At 52.9% G+C, this 20,418-nt stretch carries 14 protein-coding genes; 10 read left to right on the top strand and 4 right to left on the bottom strand.

Annotated features, from left to right (window positions below; genetic code table 11):
• Window positions 1-50: 50 nt before the first annotated feature.
• Together LIZ87_RS18015 and LIZ87_RS18010 are read left to right on the top strand one after the other, a co-directional pair.
• On the top strand, window positions 51-689 hold the full coding sequence (locus LIZ87_RS18015; protein ID WP_227148707.1) for an orotate phosphoribosyltransferase: 639 nt from the start codon (window positions 51-53) through the stop codon (window positions 687-689).
• A gap of 275 nt (window positions 690-964) precedes the next feature.
• Complete coding sequence (locus LIZ87_RS18010) at window positions 965-4,324, top strand: UvrD-helicase domain-containing protein (protein ID WP_227148706.1); 3,360 nt, start codon at window positions 965-967, stop codon at window positions 4,322-4,324.
• A 78-nt stretch (window positions 4,325-4,402) separates the two neighbouring features.
• Here the strand turns inward: LIZ87_RS18010 and LIZ87_RS18005 are convergent, their stop codons facing one another.
• Genes LIZ87_RS18005 through LIZ87_RS17995 form a run of 3 tightly spaced genes read right to left on the bottom strand, consistent with a single transcriptional unit; the run spans window position 4,403 to window position 9,082 of the window.
• Window positions 4,403-5,401 (bottom strand): isocitrate/isopropylmalate dehydrogenase family protein, encoded by a 999-nt coding sequence (locus LIZ87_RS18005; protein WP_178315493.1) that lies wholly within the window; start codon window positions 5,399-5,401, stop codon window positions 4,403-4,405.
• A gap of 2 nt (window positions 5,402-5,403) precedes the next feature.
• Window positions 5,404-6,744 (bottom strand): citrate synthase, encoded by a 1,341-nt coding sequence (locus tag LIZ87_RS18000; protein WP_227148705.1) that lies wholly within the window; start codon window positions 6,742-6,744, stop codon window positions 5,404-5,406.
• Between the two features lie 31 nt (window positions 6,745-6,775).
• Window positions 6,776-9,082: a hydratase gene (locus tag LIZ87_RS17995; protein ID WP_227148704.1), complete on the bottom strand. Its 2,307-nt coding sequence runs from the start codon at window positions 9,080-9,082 to the stop codon at window positions 6,776-6,778.
• Window positions 9,083-9,442: 360 nt separating this feature from the next.
• On the opposite strand from LIZ87_RS17995, the gene LIZ87_RS17990 reads away from it, so the two are divergent.
• The 8 genes from LIZ87_RS17990 to xdh all read left to right on the top strand — a co-directional run bounded on the left by LIZ87_RS17990 (window position 9,443) and on the right by xdh (window position 19,445).
• Window positions 9,443-10,093 carry a Crp/Fnr family transcriptional regulator gene (locus LIZ87_RS17990; protein WP_178314036.1) on the top strand — a complete coding sequence of 217 codons (651 nt, stop codon included), beginning with the start codon at window positions 9,443-9,445 and terminating at the stop codon, window positions 10,091-10,093.
• Between the two features lie 95 nt (window positions 10,094-10,188).
• Window positions 10,189-11,118 carry an NTP transferase domain-containing protein gene (locus tag LIZ87_RS17985; protein WP_227148703.1) on the top strand — a complete coding sequence of 310 codons (930 nt, stop codon included), beginning with the start codon at window positions 10,189-10,191 and terminating at the stop codon, window positions 11,116-11,118.
• A 106-nt stretch (window positions 11,119-11,224) separates the two neighbouring features.
• Window positions 11,225-11,848, top strand: coding sequence for a nucleotidyltransferase family protein (locus tag LIZ87_RS17980; RefSeq protein ID WP_227148702.1), 624 nt, complete (start codon window positions 11,225-11,227; stop codon window positions 11,846-11,848).
• Window positions 11,849-11,876: 28 nt separating this feature from the next.
• Complete coding sequence (locus tag LIZ87_RS17975) at window positions 11,877-13,214, top strand: uracil-xanthine permease family protein (RefSeq protein WP_227148701.1); 1,338 nt, start codon at window positions 11,877-11,879, stop codon at window positions 13,212-13,214.
• A gap of 238 nt (window positions 13,215-13,452) precedes the next feature.
• Complete coding sequence (locus tag LIZ87_RS17970; RefSeq protein ID WP_227148700.1) at window positions 13,453-15,579, top strand: xanthine dehydrogenase family protein molybdopterin-binding subunit; 2,127 nt, start codon at window positions 13,453-13,455, stop codon at window positions 15,577-15,579.
• Window positions 15,579-16,052: a (2Fe-2S)-binding protein gene (locus LIZ87_RS17965; protein WP_227148699.1), complete on the top strand. Its 474-nt coding sequence runs from the start codon at window positions 15,579-15,581 to the stop codon at window positions 16,050-16,052. The genes LIZ87_RS17970 and LIZ87_RS17965 overlap by 1 nt, the downstream gene beginning before the upstream one ends.
• A complete protein-coding gene (locus LIZ87_RS17960) occupies window positions 16,046-16,867 on the top strand; it encodes an FAD binding domain-containing protein (protein WP_227148698.1) in 822 nt (273 codons plus the stop codon). The genes LIZ87_RS17965 and LIZ87_RS17960 overlap by 7 nt, the downstream gene beginning before the upstream one ends.
• 10 nt (window positions 16,868-16,877) lie before the next feature.
• Complete coding sequence (gene xdh, locus LIZ87_RS17955) at window positions 16,878-19,445, top strand: selenium-dependent xanthine dehydrogenase (protein ID WP_227148697.1); 2,568 nt, start codon at window positions 16,878-16,880, stop codon at window positions 19,443-19,445.
• Window positions 19,446-19,576: 131 nt separating this feature from the next.
• Here xdh and LIZ87_RS17950 read toward each other — a convergent pair whose 3' ends face one another.
• A complete protein-coding gene (locus LIZ87_RS17950) occupies window positions 19,577-20,278 on the bottom strand; it encodes a hypothetical protein (RefSeq protein ID WP_227148696.1) in 702 nt (233 codons plus the stop codon).
• Window positions 20,279-20,418 lie beyond the last annotated feature (140 nt).

The following is a 20,418-nucleotide window of genomic DNA, read 5'->3' as shown; positions in this document are numbered from 1 at the left end:
TTCGGCTGACGAACGGTCACATTTGCTCTTGCTTGGAAAGGAGGCATTTCATGGAAAATACCTATACGAAGATTTTTACCACCGGGACCAGTGCTGCTCTGAAGGTGACTCCGGGACATTATGCCACCAATCACGCTCATATTAATTATTATCTGGATATAACCACCCTGAAAGCCAGGACGAATGAGGCGCAACAGACGGCCAGAAGCCTGGCCGGAATGTATCTGTATGATACGGTCGTTGATACGATTGTCTGCATGGAGGGAACAGAGATCATCGGGGCCTTCATGTCAGAGGAGCTTACGAAAAGCGGCCTCCATTCCATGAACATGCACCAGACCATCTATGTGACGCGCCCGGAATTCAATAACAACAGCCAGCTCATCTTCCGCGAAAATCTGGTGCCGATGATCCGCAATAAGCATGTGATCATCCTGATGGCCACTGTTACCACCGGACTGTCGGTAAATAAAGCAATTGAGTGTATCCAATACTACGGCGGGCTGCTGCAGGGAGTATCTGCTGTATTCAGCGCCGTGGATGAGGTGAGCGGGGTTCCGATCCGCTCCGTATTTGGGAAAAGGGATGTGCCGGACTATGCTTACTATGATTACCGTTCCTGCCCCTTATGCAAGGCAGGAAGAAAGCTGGATGCTTTGGTAAATGCATTTGGATACTCGAAACTGTAAGGACATGCAGCTGATGCGATCATAACACAATGTATATTTCATGATACGGACAGCAATTGAAATGGGAAAATTCCTTCGCTGAATGCAGATGGTATTTTCCCGTTTCAATTGCTGTCCGGCTCTTTTCTGCCTCTTTTCTTCCAAAAAATCCCCATGACAGCAGAGTTTCTGCCATGTATAATGAATATGACGCCTGCCGGAAATGTATCTGTGGCAGGATATATGGATGTGTATCCATTGAAGGCAAATGACGATTTTAAAAGAAGGTGTATGATATGTATATAGGTGATTTTCATATCCATTCCCGCTACTCCAGAGCTACCAGCCGTGAGCTGAACCCCAGCCAGCTGGATCTGTGGGCAAGAAAGAAAGGAATCGATATTTTGGGAACCGGCGATTTTACTCATCCGGCATGGAGAAAGGAGCTTTCAGAAGCACTTGTTCCTGCGGAGCCCGGGCTTTATATATTAAAGGAGGAGCTGCGGATAACAGAGGGAGCCCCGTCTTCCTCCAGGACTCCCCGGTTCGTGATCAGCGGCGAGATCAGCTCTATTTACAAGAAAAATGGACGGACACGCAAGGTCCACAGCTTGATCCTTCTTCCAGGTCTTAAGGAGGCGGAGGAGTTAAGCCGCCGTCTGGAAGCCATTGGAAATATCCATTCGGACGGAAGGCCCATACTGGGGCTGGACTGCCACGACCTGCTGGCACTGACTTTGGAGGTATGTCCGGAGGCCATCTATGTGCCTGCCCACATCTGGACGCCCCACTTTTCCCTCTTTGGGGCATTTTCCGGCTTTGACACCATCGAGGAGTGCTTTGAAGAGCTCACGCCTGAGATCCACGCTCTGGAAACAGGCCTGTCCTCTGATCCGGCCATGAACTGGAGGCTTTCTGCACTGGACGGTTTTCATCTGATCTCCAACTCAGACGCCCACTCCCCTGCTAAACTTGGACGGGAAGCCAACCTGCTGGACATCGACATGTCCTATCAGGGGCTTTACAGGGCCATCCAGCGGGGACAGGGGCTTATGGGCACCATTGAGTTCTTCCCGGAGGAGGGAAAATACCATTTTGACGGCCATAGAAAATGCCATCTCTGCTTAACTCCGTCGGAAGCCGAACGCTTAAAGGGCATCTGCCCGGTATGCGGGAAAAAGCTTACCACAGGAGTGCTCCACCGGATCGAACAGCTGGCTGACAGGAAGGAGGGCTTTGCCCTTTCCTCCGGACGGCCTTATGAAAACCTGATCCCCCTGCCGGAAGTCATAGGAGCTGCCCTGGGCACATCTGCTGCCAGCGTGAAGACAGCGCGCCATTACGAGCAGGGCCTTAATGAGCTGGGAAATGAATTTTATATCCTGCGCCAGGCGCCTCTGGGTGATATCCAGGATGTGCTGGGCCGCCTGACCGCCGAGGGCGTCCGCCATCTCCGGGAGGGCCATGTGGAATGGAGACCCGGCTATGACGGGGAATACGGGACTATGAAGCTGTTTCAGTCAGCGGAGCTGGAGGATGTGGAGGGGCAGCTGTCCCTGTTTGGGGATAGCGGGCTGGAGGGATCAGCTTCCGGGGCTGTCCCCGCACAAACAGAAGCAGCAGCGGAAACATCGGCAGCAGCTGCCTCTGCCTGTGCTGCAGGTACAGGATCCGATGGAGCTCTGCTTTCTGCATCAGCCAAAGCATCACCCGCCGCCACCCCCGCTCCAGCGCCTCTGCCATTTTCTTCTGTTGGCACAAAGGCGGCAGCCGGCCCTGCCTTTTCAGACTTAAACCCCAACCAGCTCCAGGCCGTCGCCTCCATTCTCCCGGTGACAGCCGTCATTGCCGGTCCCGGCACAGGCAAGACGAAAACGCTGGTAGCCCGATTGGCCTGGCTCATGGGTGAACGCGGTGTCAAGCCCTCAGAGATCACAGCAGTTACCTTTACCAGCAAGGCGGCTGGTGAATTAAAGGAGCGCATACGGAGCCAGCTTCCAGGCAAGCGCAGCATCGGACAAATGCAGATCGGCACCTTCCATTCCCTGTGCTACCGCATGCTAAAGGAGACTGGACTTTCCCTTGAACTGGCAGACGATGCCCAGAAGGAGGCGGCGGCTGCCCAGACCATCGAAGCCCTGGACCTGCCCTGCTCTGTGAAGCAGTTTCTCACAGAGCTGTCCCTTGAAAAATCAGGGATCCATATTCTCTCAGAGGAAGCATCCTCCTACTACAACGGCCTTCTGAAAGCCCAGGGCCTTATGGATTTTGACGACCTGCTGCTTTATACCATAAAGCTTCTGGAGGAAGAGAAAAGGACAGAATACAGAAAGCAGCATTTTTCCTACCTTCTGGTAGATGAATTCCAGGATATCAGCCCCATGCAGTACCGCCTGATCCAGGCATGGAATAAAGGGATGAAGGAGATCTTTGTGATCGGTGACCCGGATCAGTCCATCTATGGCTTCCGCGGCTCCGACAGCCAGTGCTTTGACCGCCTGTTGGAGGACTACCCCCAGACCGCTGTCATCCGCCTGTTATCCAACTACCGCTCCAGCCCCCAGATCCTGGGCGCTGCCCTGCCTCTCATCTCCTGCAATCCCGGCGGAGAGCGCCGGCTTTCCCCCGTTCTTCCTGACCGCGGCCCTGTCCGCCTTGTCACAGCGGAAAGCGGCCTGTCAGAGGCCATCTTTATTGCAAAGGAGATCAACCGGATGGTGGGCGGCATGGATATGCTGGATGCCCATAACAGGGATTTTCGCCCGGATGAACGCACCTACAGCTTTTCTGAGATCGCCATCCTCTACCGCACCAACCATCAGGCAAGGCTTTTGGAGCAGTGCCTGCAGAAGGAAGATATCCCTTATACGGTGGCTGGACGGGAGGAGTATCTGGATGATATGGCTGTGCGTGGTATCCTCACATTTTTCCATGGCCTGATCCTCCGCAGCCAGCAGGCAGAGGACACTCCACAAGGCTCCCCCTCTCCCGCTCTCCCTGATGAGCGGTCAGCCCCATCTGCGTACGCAAAGCAGCTGCCCACTGCTTTGGCCCCTGTCCGGCCAGATGCCCTTCTTTGCCAGGCGAGACAGCTTCTCTTAAAAGCAGGCTCCTCCATCACGGCCTCCATGACAGATGAGCTTGCAGCCGCCTTTCTGCCCTGCCTGAAAAAGGAGCGGCCCTGGAAAATGCTGGAGGAGATCGCATCCGCTTCCGGATTTTCCTCCCATAAGCCGGTGGAACAGCTGATCTGCATGTCCTACTTCCATAAGACCATGGCGGACATGCTCTATACACTGTCCTTTGGAAGTGAAGGCGATCTGCAGAGAAAGGGCCGCCCCTCCTATTCCTCTGATGCCGTAAGGCTTATGACCTTCCACGCCTCCAAGGGCCTGGAATTTCCTGCCGTCTTCCTCTATGGGTTAAAGCAGGGCATCCTCCCCTTAAGCTCCTCCAAAGGATCCGTAGATACAGAGGAGGAACGCCGTCTTTTCTATGTGGCAATGACAAGGGCAAAGGAAGAGCTGATCCTAAGCTGCTCGGAGGAGCCATCTCCCTTTATGGCTGATATCCCGGAAAGTTCCTATATCAGGGAACAGGCCAAAGGAAGCGGGCCAAAGATAAAGCAGCTGAGCCTCTTTGATATGGGGCTGTGAACCAGGTGAAGAAGGACATAAAAAGGCAGTACCAGCGCACCGTTTTCCCCGGCGTCTGATACTGCCTGTCTTTTGTCTCTACAGCCTGTCGATGATGGCCCTCTGATATTCTGCTGTGGTGGCTGTTCCACCCAGGTCGGGAGTCATAACACTTCCTTCTGCCAGTACCTCATCCACTGCCTTTCGGATCCTTGCTGCACACTCATTCTTTCCCATGTGCTCCAGCATCATGCAGGCTGACCACAGGAAGGCTGTGGGATTTGCGATCCCCTTTCCTGCAATATCAGGCGCGCTTCCGTGTACAGCCTCAAACATGGCGTAGCCGCAGCCTAAGTTGCTGGAGGGCAGAAGGCCCAGGCCGCCGATCAGGCCGCTTGTCAGGTCAGACAGGATATCTCCGTAAAGATTCTCTGTCACGACCACATCAAACTGCTGGGGCCTCATCACCAGCTGCATTGCCACGTTGTCAACGATCTTATCCTCAGCCTCGATCTGGGGATATTCCCTGCTGACCTCGTAGAACACATCGCGGAACAGGCCGTCTGACAGCTTCATAATGTTGGCCTTGTGAACGCAGGTCACCTTCTTTCTTCCCTGGCGCACAGCGTATTCAAAGGCATCCCTCACGATCCTCTCGCTGCATTTTCTGGTGATGATCTTGATGGAGTGAGCCGTATCCTTGTCGATCATCTCCTCCACTCCTGCATACAGATCCTCTGTATTTTCCCTGAACATCACAATGTCCACATTGTCAAATGCGGTCTTCACGGCCTTGTTGGACTTTGCCGGGCGGATATTGGCGTACAGGTCATATTTCTTCCGCATCATAACATTTAAGGAGCGGAAGCCCTTGCCCACAGGAGTGGTGATGGGGGATTTTAAAAGCACTTTATTTCTCTCAAAGGAGGCAAAGGCCTCCTCCGGAATGAGCGCCCCATGAGCCTCATACTCTGCCTCGCCCACATTGAAGATCTCATACTCCAGTCCGGCTCCGGCTGCATCCAGGATAGCCAGCACAGCATCTGTGATCTCCGGTCCGATTCCATCGCCTTTAAATACTGTAATCTTATCGCTCATTGTTATCTCTCCTCCATTGGAACATATTCATGGTTCTCGCCCACATACTTCGTTGCCGGACGCATGATGCGGCCGTCATACAGCTTATTCTCAATATTGTGTGCCACCCAGCCCACGATACGGCTGCACATGAACAGCGGTGTATAGAGATCTCTTGGGATGCCTAACATCTCATAGGCAAAGCCGCTGTAGTAGTCCACATTTGTCGGAAGGGAACGGCCCTTCTTCTCCTCCATGACCTCCTTTGCAATGCGCTCAAACCGCATGCGGAAATCCAGCTCTGTCATCAGGTTCTTTTCCTTTGCCACCGCAATGCAGCACTCTCTCAGCATCTCCGCACGGGGATCGGAAATAGTATAGACCGCATGGCCGAAGCCGTAGACAAGGCCGGACTGGTCGTAGAGCTTCCCTGCCATGAGCTTTTCCACTGCCTGACGGATGCGGGCGTCGTCAGCCTCATAGCCGCCTGCCTCCTCCAGCACGGCATCCATCATCTCGGCCACCTTGATATTGGCTCCTCCGTGGCGCGGTCCCTTTAAGGAACCGATGCTGCCGGACACGGTGGAGTAGATATCCGTTCCCGTGGAGGAGATCACCACATTGGTAAAGGTAGAGTTGTTACCGCCGCCGTGGTCTGCGTGGAGCATAAGTATGGTATCTAACAGCCCGGCTTCCTTCACGGAGAATTTCTGATCCTTTCTCAAAAGGCTTAAGAAATTCTCTGCAATGGAGTATTCCGGATTTGCATAGTGGATAAATAAGCTGTCCCTGTTATAATAATGCACCTTGCTCTGATATGCATAGCAGGCAATGGAGGGCAGCTTTGCCAGAAGGTTGATTCCCTTTACCAGGGTCTCATACACCTCTGTGTTATCCGGGTCCTCATCATAATTGTAGAGGGTAAGCACCGCATCCTGGAGCTTATTCATCAAGTTCCTGCCCGGCATGCGCAGAAGGTTCATTTCCACGAATTCATCCGGTATCTCATAGCAGTCCCTGATAATGCTGCAGAAGCTGTCTAACTCCTTCTCCTTTGGCAGATAGCCAAAAAGCAGCAGGAAGCATACCTCCTCGTATCCAAAATGGCTGCCTCTCTTGCCCATGACCAGATCATTGACATCAATTCCCCTGTAGAACAGCTTACCGGGTATGGCTTTGATCCCTTCTTCCGTCTCCTCATAGCCCACAACGTCTGCCACTCTCGTCAATCCGATGCGCACGCCTGTTCCGTCTTCATTGCGCAGGCCCTTCTTTACATTGTACTCTTTGTACCATTTATTCGGAATATCCGTATAGTTCTGAGATTTTCCATAGAATTGTGCCAGATAGCTTTCTTTTACCAATGTTGATCTTCCTTTCTGCATTTCCTGGTTGTCAGTGACGGTTCTTATTATAATTGATCAGGCAGCCTGCCTTTACGATCTCACGCTCTTCTGCTGTCATATCGGCAATGTACAGCGTAAGCTCCTTTATGCCATCCTCAGTTCCCTTGCCCAGCACGTAGGCCTTGATGTCCTTTAAGTCGCCGTCTAAGGCTGCCTTAATGCCCGGCACATAAATGTAGTCGCCTACTTCAAACTCCGGCTCTGCCTCCATCTGGAATGGAACCATCCCCCAGTTCATCACATTGGAGCGGTAACGCTTTGTGGCGTACTCCCTGCAGATATTTGCCAGCCCGCCGATCACTCTCTGACAGCTGGCAGCCTGCTCTCTGGCAGAGCCGTCACCCGGCTTCACAGCATAGACCATGCTTCCGATTTCTGTCTCTCCTGCGCGGACATTCTCATTTCCCGGAATGGTGCGGATCTTTTCAAAGATACCGGCCAGTACCGGCTCCAGGGCAAGCTCCTCTGCCTCTCCGGCCTTTGTTCTGGCCTTTTCCAGCTTATCCACTTCCTTTGCCCTTCCTACGTACTCAGGATCTCTTCTGGAAAGGGTAAACTCCGCCAGTCCCAGAGGATTGGAGCGGTAGGAGGAGGTCTCTCCGGAAGGTATCAGCTCATCTGTTGTGGTAACAGGGTCCATGATCTTAGAACATACCTTTAAAAGGATATTATCCGCCAACGGACTCATCTCCGGCCAGTCCTTGATATTTGGGCCATATACGAGGGACTTTTCAGCCTCTCCCTTTCCATAACCCATGTATACACGGTTCTTATAGGAAATATCGTCAAATTCATATTCAGGCACATTGTCCCAGCCGTCCATCTCCCATGCGGAGGTCAGCCGTCCGCCGTTTGCAGCAGTAGCTGCGATGGAACGGGCATCCATAAGGGCCACCGCCGCCATCTGTCCATTTCCCGGCTTGGAGCCCTCCCTGTTTGGGAAGTTCCTGGTGGTGTGGCGGATGCTTAAGCCATTGTTGCAGGGCGTATCTCCTGCGCCGAAGCAGGGGCCGCAGAAGGCTGTGCGGATGATCGCACCTGCATCCATCAGGTCAGATACCGCTCCCTTCTTTACCAGATCTGCAAATACCGGCTGGGAGGATGGATAAACTGCCAGTGAAAATTCATCGCAGCCGCAGTTTCTGCCCTTTAACGCCTGGGCTGCTTCCATTACATTAGAGTAGGTACCGCCTGCACAGCCTGCGATCACAGCCTGCTGCACGAAAAGCTCTCCTCCCTTTACCTTGTCAAGGAGGGTAAACTGTGCCTTGCCTCCGGACACCTTGGCCGCCTCTGCCTCCACAGAGCCCAGGATATCGGTCAGATTTGCCTTTAACTCATCGATCTCATATGTATTGCTGGGATGGAAGGGAAGAGCGATCATGGGCTTTACGGTAGATAAGTCTACATACACGCAGCCGTCATAGTATGCCACATCTGCAGGCGCCAGCTCCTTATATGCATCCTCCCTGTGATGCTTTGCAAGATAAGCCCTTGTATCCTCATCCGTCTTCCAGATGGAGGAAAGGCAGGTCGTCTCCGTTGTCATAACATCTACGCCATTGCGGTAATCGGTCGTCATGGATGCAACGCCTGGGCCTACAAACTCCATTACCTTATTCTTTACATATCCATTCTTAAATACGGCTCCGATGATCGCCAGGGCAATATCCTGAGGACCTGTGCCCGGCCTTGGCGCGCCGTCCAGATATACGGCAACCACTCCCGGATAAGCCACATCATAGGTGTCACAAAGAAGCTGCTTTACCAGCTCTCCGCCGCCCTCTCCCACAGCCATGGTTCCCAGAGCGCCGTAGCGGGTATGGCTGTCGGAACCTAAGATCATCCTTCCGCAGCCTGCCATCATCTCCCTCATATACTGATGAATGACCGCAATATGGGGAGGAACATAGATACCGCCGTATTTTTTTGCAGCGGAAAGGCCGAACATGTGATCGTCTTCATTGATGGTTCCGCCCACTGCACAGAGCGTATTATGACAATTTGTCAATACATAAGGGATTGGGAATTGTTCCATGCCCGATGCCTTGGCTGTCTGCACGATTCCTACAAAGGTAATATCGTGAGATGCCATGCTGTCGAATTTGAGCTTCAGATGCTCCATGTTGTCGGATGTGTTGTGAGCCTTCAGAATGGAATACGCGATGGTTCCCTTCCTGGCAGATTCCTTTTCTGCATCTTTTCCTGTCAGTGCTTTTACCTTTGCACCCTCCTTCTCCGGAACGATTTCTGTTCCATTTACCAGATAGATGCCGCCTTCATATAGTGATACCATATTATCTACCTCCTAATTTTTAGCCCCCTTTAGGGTTGCGATCCTGCAGACCGGGCTTTTTCATATAGGGAAGTCCGGAGAACTTTCTTATATGATGAAAAGATGAAAAGGGCAAGCTGTACTCCTATGCCTGCCCCCTTGCCTTCATTGGTTTATACTATAAAACAAAATATCTCATTTGTCCAGTTAATTTGTTGTGGTTTTCACAACTTTTTAGTTGTGTCCCATTCTCTCTTTCATCCAGCCTGCACTGTTGTCAGCCATCACGTTAATGTGCCGCATCATCATAATAGTTGCATTTGCAACACAAACGTATTATGATAGAAGTGATCACATTGCAAGAAGCAAGAGGAGTACCATATGACCGAATATTTTCAGAAAAACCTGTTTAAGGACATTTCCATGGAAGAATACAAACGCCTTCTGTCATGTCTGGGGGCCAGGACAAAATCCTTTGAGAGCGGGGAGACCATCTGCTGCTACAGCAGCAGCTTCCAGGAGATCGGCATCATTGGCAGCGGGACTGCCTCTGTTGTCCGCTATGAATACAATGGAGCAAGGACTATTCTGGAACGCCTTGGCCCACAGGATCTGTTTGGGCAGATGCTGTCCTATGACTGCAGCGAACAGGCCGGTGTCCATGTCATCTGCGACACCCCCTGCACTGTCCTGTTCCTCCAATACTGCAAAGTCAGCGCTTCCTGCACAAAGGCCTGTCCTCACCACCACCAGCTGACCCAGAACCTGCTGAACCTCATATCAGAGCGCGCCCTAAGCTTAAGCCGCCGGGTGGAGGTCTTGTCCCAGCGCACCATCCGCGAAAAGCTCATGTGCTATTTTTCCCAGCTGGCAGCCCAGGCAAAGGCACCTACCTTCTGTCTGCCCTTTACCATGGTGGACCTGGCCGACTATCTCTCTATTGACCGCAGTGCCATGACCAGAGAATTAAAGCGCATGAAAGAGGAAGAGCTGATTGAAATGGATAAAAAATGCGTCCATCTGCTCTCCTGACCTCCTCTCCAGAAGAACTTGCTCTTTCCAAAATCTCGTGATACCATATAGAGAATAACGGATCAAGCGATTCAATTTAAGGAGGCAACGGTAAAATGAAGATCAACCGTATAGGCGGGATCATTGCAGCCGCCAGCAAGAAAACGGCCCTGCCATTGCTGCAGATCGGGTCTATTTCGATCATCAAGAGACTGGTTCTGTCCTTTCAGCAGGCAGGCATTTTTCCTATTGTCATTGTCACCGGCACAGAAGAATTTGAGGTAAAATATCAGCTTTCCGGCTATGGTGTTATCTTTGTCCGCAATGATGACTGCGAGGAGCCGGAGCTTTTTGAGTCTGTCAAAATAGGCCTGCGCTACCTTCAGGGCAAATGTGACCGCATGGTCTTCACTCCGGTGAATGTGCCCATGTTCACTTCCAACACCATCCGCCAGCTCCTGGCTGCGGACAGCGACATCATCACGCCATCCTACAACGGCACCGGCGGTCATCCCATTGTGCTGTCAGAAGCGGTTGTCCCTGATATTCTGGACTTTCAGGGGGAAGGGGGGCTGCGCTCTGCCATTGCCTCCTTAGAACACAGGCGGCTTGTCGTCCCTGTGGATGATCCCGGTATCTCCATCAGCATCCGTGACAGCGGGCAGCTCAAAGAGCGTCTCGCCGAACACAACCAGGCCCTTCTGCATCCCACGGTACAGCTGAGCCTTCAGAAGGAGCATGCCTTTTTCAATACCCGCATCAAGCTCCTTCTCTACCTGATCTATGACACCCATTCTGTGCGCAGCGCCTGTACCGCCATGGCCCTCTCCTATGGAAAGGCCTGGGATATGCTCAATAAACTGGAGGCGGAGACGGGCTTTCCTATTGTAGACCGAAGGCACGGCGGGAGCCGGGGCGGTAATACGACCCTTACCAGCCAGGGCCTGCTGTTCCTGCGCACCTGGATGCAGTTTGAGGATGAGGTGTTCCGGTACGCCCAATCCCGCTTTTCCACCCTGTTCCACGAGAACGGGATGCTGCCTTAACGCATTCATGCGTTCGAGTTCTTTTCAGGAATAACTTGAAATACCATGCCCCCCTTTCTATAATGGCACTATATACAAGATACCATTATGAAAAGGGGGCTTTTTTATGCAAATAGACAATATCTGTCCTGTAAATGGCCTCATTCTGGCTGCCGGACTCTCCTCTCGCATGGGAGCCTTCAAGCCGCTGCTCCCCTTTGGCTCCAAAACCCTGATCGAAGCTTCCATAGACAGTATGCTCTCTGCCCATGTACGTCAGGTCATTGTTGTCCTGGGCTTTCGCGGACCGGAGCTGGAGGCTGTCCTGAAAAAGCGGTATGGCTCCGAGGTCATCTGTGCCTGGAACCTTCAGTATGGATCAACTGATATGCTGGAGTCTGTGAAGTGCGGGCTGCGCGCCATGCCGGAATGCCAGTCTTTTTTCCTGCTGCCCGGTGATATGCCTGTGGTGAGCAGAAGCACCTTTTCCCATCTGCTGAATGCCCGGCCTAAACAGGGCTCTTTTTTGCTTTTCCCCACCCTGGAGGGCCATCCAAAGCATCCTCCTCTGATACACAAAAGCCTTATCCCGCATATACTGGAGTATCAGGGAGAAGGCGGGCTGCGGCGCATATGGACACAGTACGAGGCAATCAGCCGCTATGTTCCCGTGGATGATCCGGGCGTATGGATCGATCTGGATACCAGAAGTGAATATGAATCTTGTGTCAGCCGTTTTGCTCCGGTATGACAACAACATATAGAAGGAGGGTTACATAATGAGCAATCAATCCAATTGCAGCATCAAAAACATCTATCAGCTGGACGGCAGGGTTCCTGTGGGGAAGGCAGTTCCCTTTGGCCTCCAGCACATCCTGGCCATGTTTGTCTCCAACCTGGCTCCCATCACCATCATTGCAGGAGCAGCCCAGCCTGCCCTGACCCAGGCCCAGATAGCCATTCTCCTGCAGAATGCCATGTTCGTGGCAGGCATCGCCACCCTGATCCAGCTGTATCCTGTCTGGCGGATCGGCTCCAGGCTTCCTGTTGTCATGGGTGTCAGCTTTACCTTCGTGACTGTCTTAAGCACCATTGCCGCAAATTACGGCTACCCCTCTGTGATCGGCGCCGTGCTCATCGGCGGCCTGTTTGAGGGTACCTTAGGACTCCTGGCAAAATACTGGAGAAAGCTCATAACGCCTGTTGTGGCTGCCTCTGTGGTGACAGCCATTGGCTTTTCCCTTTTTACCGTGGGGGCCCGCTCCTTTGGCGGAGGCTATGCAGAGGATTTCGGCTCTCCCGCCAATCTCGCACTGGGTTCCATCACCCTTTTCACCTGCCTTCTGTGGAATATTTTTGCAAAGGGCTATCTAAAGCAGCTCTCTGTGCTGGCGGGATTGGTGGTAGTATATGTTGTTGCCATCTTTATGGGCAAGGTGGATTTAAGCCTGATCTTCTCCGGCGGCTTTATCTCCTTCCCAAAGCTTCTTCCCTTTATGCCTGAATTCCATGCAGGGGCCATCATTTCCGCCTGCATCATTTTCCTGGTATCCGCAGCAGAGACCATCGGGGACACCTCTGCTCTTGTGTCAGGAGGCTTAAACCGGGATATCACGGGAAAAGAGATCTCCGGCTCCTTAGGCTGTGACGGCTACGCCTCTGCCATCTCCTCCCTGTTCGGATGCCCGCCCGTCACTTCCTTCTCACAGAATGTAGGACTCGTGGCAATGACAAAGGTAGTGAACCGCTTCACCATCATGACCGGCGCTGTGTGCATGATCTTAGCAGGCCTGCTGCCCCCTATCGGCAACTTTTTTGCCTCCCTTCCGGAAGCCGTACTGGGAGGATGTACCATTATGATGTTCGGCTCCATCCTGACCTCCGGCATCCAGATGATCGCAAACTGCGGCTTCTCCCAGCGCAACATCGTGATCGCCTCCCTCTCCATGTCCATTGGCATAGGCTTCACTGCTTCCACTGAAGTAGGGATCTGGGATAACTTCCCTCCTCTCATCCAGTCTGTGTTTGCCTCCAACGTGGTGGCTGTGGTATTCGTCATCTCCATCGTCTTAAGCCTTGTGCTTCCTAAGGACATGGATATCAAGACCCTGGATTAAACCTATCTGCTGTTTTTGCAAACGCGGCCCGCCCTATCCGGCAGCCGCGTTTTTTGTATCATAGGAAACTCCTGCGGAGCAGGATTCTTTTTTATTGCGAAGTATCCGAGTTCTTCCGAAGAAGAATTTGAATCATATTTTAACTCCTCTTATAATAACATTATAAACAATAGGCTATGGTAAAATTTAATTTCTTTTATGCAAAACAGCAACACAGACAAGGAGGGAATACTTTTTTATGCGACCAATCAGCCAATCCGTTGTAAAAAAAGACCATGAACCAAAGATAACCGGCACATCCCTGTATGTAGGCGACTATGACAATGAGGGAGTTCTGACCGGAAAGTTCCTGCGCTCAAAGGTTGCCAGGGCAAAGCTCATCTCGGTCAAGGTTCCGCCTCTTCCGGAGGGCTACTTCTACATTGACAGGAACGATGTTCCAGGAGACAACAATGTCAATATCGTCATGGACGACACCCCGGTATATGCCAGAGAGACCGTAGAATACATCGGCGAACCCATTGCCATGGTGGCTGGTCCTGATGGAAAAAAGGTGGATGAGATCCTCTCTTCCATCGAAGTGACCTACGAAGAGCTCACGCCTGTACTGGATATCCGGAAGTCAGAGACCGTATTCTTTGACTACGAGTTCGGCAAGGGAGATATGGAAAAGGCATTTGCCGAGGCCGACAAGATCTATACCGAGGAATTCACCACAGGCTATCAGGACCAGACCTACTTAGAGACCCAGGGCATGATGGCAGTGCCGGAAAAGGACGGCAAAATGTTCGTCCATGGATCCCTGCAGTGCGCCTACTACGTACATGGAGCCGTCATGCGGGCCTTAGGCTGCGGACCGGCAGACGTACATATCCTTCAGGATGTCACAGGAGGCGGCTTTGGAGGAAAAGAAGCATTCCCTTCCATTCTGGGCTGTCAGGTGGCTGTAGCTGCCAAAAAAGCCAACGCGCCTGTGCGCATCATCTTTGACAGGCGGGAGGACTTAGAGTTCACCTCCAAGCGCCATCCCTCTCTCTGCACCTACAAGGTAGCAGTAAAGGACGGCAAAGTGACAGCCATGGACATTGATGTCAAATTCAACAGCGGTGCTTACACCACTCTGTCCGCTGTTGTGCTCCAGCGCGGCATTATCTGTGCCAACGGCATTTACAATGTGGAAAACCTTCATGTGAGAGGACGGGCATTAAAGACCAATACCACTCCCACCGGCGCATACCGCGGCTTTGGTGCGCCTCAGACCTTCTTTGCCGTGGAAATGATGATGGATCACATTGCAAAGGACTTAGGGGAGGACAGCTTAGAGTTTAAGGAGAAGCACCTTGTAAAGCAGGGAGACGGCACCTCCACCTCCGGCATCTACCATTTCCCGGTTCCGGTGCCTGATATGATCAATGAGATCGATGCTGTCTGTGATTTCCGGCGCAAGCACAAGGAATACGCCCTTCCCCAGACAGGACGCTACCGCAAGGGCATCGGCATGTCCATGTACTTCCACGGCGCCGGCTTTACCGGCTCCGGTGAACGGGACATAATCAAGGCTGTATGCCGCCTCCACAAGTATCCTGACGGCACCGTAGAGATCCTTGCCTCCAACGGCGAGATCGGCCAGGGCCTGCGCACCACCTTCCCCAAGATCGTGGCAAAGGAGCTGAACCTGCCTCTGGAAAAGGTCTACTACAATCATCCTGACACTGCCCGTGTTCCTGACTCCGGCCCAACCGTTGCCTCCCGCTCCCTGATGGTGGTTGGCGAGCTGCTGCGCCGCTGTGCCATCAAGCTCAGGGAATCCTGGATCGACGGGGAGGACCAGATTGCCGAGGAGCATTTCAAGGAGCCCGATTTCGTAATTCCCTTCTATCTGGACAAATTCCAGGGAGATGCTTATCCCACCTATGCCTGGGGCGTCAATGCGATCGAGGTAGAGATAGATACTTATACCGGCCTGACAAAGATACTGGGGGCTTACGGCTCCTTTGATGTAGGTACTCCTATGGACTACAACATTGTGATGGGACAGATGGAGGGCGGCTTCCTCCAGGGAATCGGCTATGCCTCCATGGAATATATGGACTATGACAGCAAGGGACGCATCCGCAACAATTCCTTCTCCGACTACCTGATCCCTACTGCTGCTGACGTACCCAATTTAAAATGCATGCTGCACGTAGAAGAATACCCGGACGGCCCTTACGGTGCAAAGGGTGCAGGTGAGCTTCCTCTGGTAGGCGCTCCCAGCGCTTATGTGGAGGCGATGGAGCAGGCTCTCGGCGGAAAGGTTTCCCTGAACCATGCCCCGTTTACCCCTGAGGATACAATGAAGGTTATTATGAAGGAGGGAATCTGATGGATGGAATACAGTTTTGTTTAAATGGAACAGAAGTGATATATGAAGGAAGCGCAGCCGACCGCCTGTTAGATGTGCTGAGGGATACCTACCGCATGACAAGCGTGAAATGCGGCTGCAAGGAGGGAGAATGCGGAGCCTGCTCCGTACTTATGGACGGGATCCTTGTAAACTCCTGCTGCGTGGCAATGGGGGCTGTGGACGGCTCTGATATTACCACCCTGGAGGGCTTCCGTCAGACAGAGCGCTTTGAGGTGTTAAGCAACGCTTTCGGAGAAGTCTCCGCAGTCCAGTGCGGCTTCTGCATCCCAGGCATGGTGCTGGCGGCAGAGGCACTTCTCCGCAAGACGCCTCACCCCACAGAGGAGGAGATCCGCACAGGTCTTTCCGGCAACTTATGCCGCTGCACAGGCTACAATTCTATCGTAAATGCGATCAATAACGCCGCAAAGGAGGGAAATGGATTATGGTAAATGGTTATAAGCCTTCCTCACTTCAGGAAGCATTGGAAATCCGCGCTGCAAAGGACGTCGTCCCCTATGCCGGGGGCACTGACCTGATGGTAGAAAACAGGCAGGGCGTATCCTATCTGTTCCTCAGCAAGATACCGGAGTTGAAGGAGATCCGTCTGGATGATGAGTATGTCCGCATCGGCGCTGCTGTCACTTTTACCCAGGCTCTGGAATCCAGCCTGATCCCGCCTCTCATGAAAGAAGCCGTATCAAGGATCGCTGCTCCTGCTATCCGCAATGCCGGCACCTTTGGCGGCAACATCGGAAATGGCTCTGCAAAGGCTGATTCCGTTCTCATCCATTTTGTGGCGGATGCAAAGGTGCGCCTTGTGTCCTTGAGGGGTGAGCGTATTGTAGATATCGGCCAGTTCTATAAGGGCCGGAAAGCTCTGGACCTGGCTTCCGATGAGCTCATTGCAGAGGTTCTGCTGCCCCGCACAGGCCTTGAGAACTACTACTATAAAAAGGTAGGAGGCCGCAACGCCCTTGCCATCTCCCGCGTCTCCTTTGCCGGACTGATCGTAATGGATGGGGATGTGATCCGCCATATCGCTGCTGCCTTTGGCGCTGTGTCCGGTACTGTCCTGCGCATGAGGGATCTGGAAAAGATGTTTGAGGGAAAAACCCTGGCAGAGGCAAAGGCATGTAAGGATGAGATCCTCTCCCTCTATGCCAGCCGCATGGAGCTTACCAGAGGACGTGTTTCTGCTGAGTACAGAAAGGCAGTATGCATGAATCTTTTAAAAGACTTTTTAGAAGAAAAAGGAATATCATAAAGGAGTGCTTATGTATACACTGAATATCAACGGAACTCTCTATGAGTCCGCCCATGACAAAAAGCTTCTGCGCTTTTTAAGAGACGATCTTCACCTGACCGCCACAAAGGACGGCTGCAGCGAAGGCGCCTGCGGTACATGTACCGTACTCATTGACGGAAAAAAGGTCAAGGCCTGCGTCCCGAAGATCAGCACATTGGAAGGCAAGCAGATCCTTACGGTGGAGGGCATACCGGAGGAAGAAATGAACATCTATAAGCACTGCTTTGCAGAGGCAGGAGCCGTTCAGTGCGGCTTCTGCATTCCCGGTATGATCATTTCCGCCAAAAGCCTGCTGGATGTAAATCTTTCTCCCACCAGGAAGGATGTAAAGCAGGCGATCCGCGGCAATCTCTGCCGCTGTACAGGCTATAAGAAGATCGAGGACGCCATCCTTATGGCGGCTGACTTTTTCCGGGAAAAACGGCCCATTCCCGCTGCCCCTGATACCCTGCAGATGAACCAGCGCTTTAAGAGGATCGACGCAGATGAAAAGGTGGACGGCACCGGCATTTTCGCGGACGATATCTATATGCCCGGCATGCTCTACGCGAAATGCCTCTACTCCAAATACCCCAGGGCTCTCATCAATCGCATTGATGTATCAAAGGCCTTAGAGCACCCGGACTGCGTGGAGATCCTTACCAAAAAGGATGTGCCCTGCAACAAGATCGGCCACATTAAGCAGGACTGGGATGTGCTGATGGGCGAGGGAGATATCACCCGCTATGTAGGAAACGCCCTGGCCGTGGTTGCCACGAACCGTCAGGAATCTCTGGAGGAGATCCTCTCTCTCATTGAAGTTGATTACACAGAGCTCACCCCTATCACCAGCCCTTATGAAGCCTTAAAAGGTGATGCTCCTCTGATCCACGAGGACGGCAACATCATGAGCCGCGCCACCCTGGTGCGCGGAAATGCAGATGAAGCCATCAAGAACTCCAAATATGTGGTGACCCGCAAATATAAGACCTCCTGGCAGGAACACGGCTTCATGGAGCCGGAGTGCTGCGTGGCTCTTCCTGAGGGCGATGACGGCCTTCTCATCTACACCACCAGCCAGTCCGTCTACGACGTACAGCGCGAATGTGCCCAGATGCTGGGCCTGCCGCGGGAAAAGGTACACTGCCACGCTCCTTTGGTCGGCGGCGGCTTTGGCGGCAAGGAGGATATGTCTGTGCAGCAGTATGCTGCCCTCATGGCCTGGTACACAAAGAAGCCTGTCAAGGTAAAATACAGCCGCCAGGATTCCTTAAATTACCATGTAAAGCGCCATCCCATGGAAATGGAATTTACCACAGCCTGCGATGAAAACGGCCACCTCACTGCCATGAAGGGCGTTATCATCGCTGATACCGGAGCCTATGCCTCCTTAGGGGGTCCTGTGCTCCACCGGGCCTGCACCCATGCAGCGGGGCCTTACAATTATCAGAACATCGACATTTTCGGAATGTCTGTCTATACAAACAACGTTGTCTCCGGAGCCTACCGCGGCTTTGGTGTGACGCAGAGCTGCTTTGCCACAGAGATGAACATCAACCTGTTAGCAGAGATGGCCGGACTTGACCCATGGGAGTTCCGGCGCCGCAATGCCATCAAGCCGGGAGACATCCTGCCAAACGGCCAGACAGCGGATCCCAACACCAACATGGAGGCCTGCTTAGATGCCGTAAAGGATGTCTTCTACGCCAATCCATACGCCGGGATCGCCTGCGGCTTCAAGAATGCAGGCACAGGCATGGGCAAGATGGACGTGGGCCGCGTACTCCTCTCTGTGGAGCAGGGCAGGATCCACATCCGCACCTCCGCCTCCTGTATGGGACAGGGCATCGGTCAAATGGTACTGACAGAGATCTGCCATGTGACTGGCTTAAACCCGGCGCTGTTCATCCACGAGCACGCAGACACTGTGCGCACCCCGGACTCCGGCACCTCCACAGCTTCCCGCCAGACAGTAGTTACCGGTGAAGCTGCAAGAAGAGCCGGCGAAAAGCTCAAATGTGCTCTGGACTGCGGGAAAACCATCGCGGACTTAGAGGGCCAGGAATTCTATGGGGAATACTCCGTCAAGACAGACCCCTTAGGAGCCATCAAGGAAAATCCTGTCAGCCACGTGTCCTACTCCTACGGAACACAGGTGATCATCCTCAATGAGGAAGGAAAGATCACGAAGGCTGTCTCTGCCTTTGACGTGGGAACGCCGGTAAATATCCAGTCTGTAGAGGGCCAGATCGAGGGCGGCATGATCATGGGCATCGGCTATGGAGTTACCGAGGAATTCAAGTGTGAAAATGGCATTCCAAAAAGCCGCTTCGGAACCATCGGCTTTATGCGCGCTGACGAGGCGCCGGAGCTGGAGGTCATCCTCTGCGAGCCAAAGGAGGAGGATAAGCTTCTATACTCCCTGGGTGCCAAGGGCTGCGGCGAGCTGTGCATGATCCCTACTGCTCCTGCCTGCGCCCATGCATATTACAGGCTGGACGGCAAATTCCGCCAGAGCCTGCCTTTACAGGATACGTATTATAGAAAGAAAAAGTAATGTATTACTGATGGAAAGAAAAGGAGGATTGCAGCCCAAAACCTGCAATCCTCTTTTTCTGACTCAATGTACTCTCGGAGTCTCTTTGTACCTGCTTCTGTGAGATCCTTTTTTGCCAGCTGTGCACAAATTCACATTACCAGCAGCCTTGCATAAAAGGCTGTATCATTCTGATAGCGCATGATCTCTGCAGCCCTGCACACATCCTGGAAGCTCTCCTTCTGTTCTTCCCTGCTCTGCCACAACGGCTCTGTACAATGTCCTGCATTGACAAAGGACATGCCGCAGGGAAGGGACGTGGTAACGCATTTGGCTGTCTCATAGCACCTGCGGTAGTGTCTTCCCAGCTCTTTTCCCCGAAAGCTGGAAATGTCGCCTTCTATGAAGCAGCCCCTGACGGAAATGTTCTGAAGCTTTCTGAACTCCCTGGCCAGTGCCCCCAGTGCGGAGGCCTTAAAGCCCGTCTGTTTTCCGTCATAATATTCATCCGGTATCACACGTATCCCTATGACCTCCAGATGCCCCGGAAGCTGGCGCAGAGCGCTGATCCTGTCGATCTCCTGCATTTCCTCCAGGCTTCCTGACACGAACCTGCATTTTCCGAAGCTGGACTCAATCTGACCAGGCCTCTTCTCCCTTCCTGCGTAATAGATATCCATGGGAGACATCCCTGCCAGCCAGGCAGCCTCCACCTCCTCTACGCCTTCCGCACATAAGCCCCATCCCATTTTTAGGAGACGGGGAATAACCTCTCTGCTGCCGCCCCCGCTGTACAGATACTGAAAGCCGGGTACCAGCTGCGCCATCTCTTCTGCCCTCTCAAATGCGTCCATGTTATGCCCTCCCTTATTTCCTTTTTACGAAACCTTCATGCGCCTGGCAGTCGGCGCGCCACCGCACCATGAAAACCTGACAGGTGCATTTGGCATACCTGAATACATGCCGCCTATCCGGCGGCAGGACTTTCATAGTA

The organism is Lacrimispora sp. 210928-DFI.3.58 (assembly GCF_020554865.1).
Classification (GTDB): domain Bacteria; phylum Bacillota; class Clostridia; order Lachnospirales; family Lachnospiraceae; genus Enterocloster.
The sequence above is the reverse complement of the archived record's forward strand: the minus strand, read 5'-3'. Positions and strand labels throughout refer to the sequence as shown.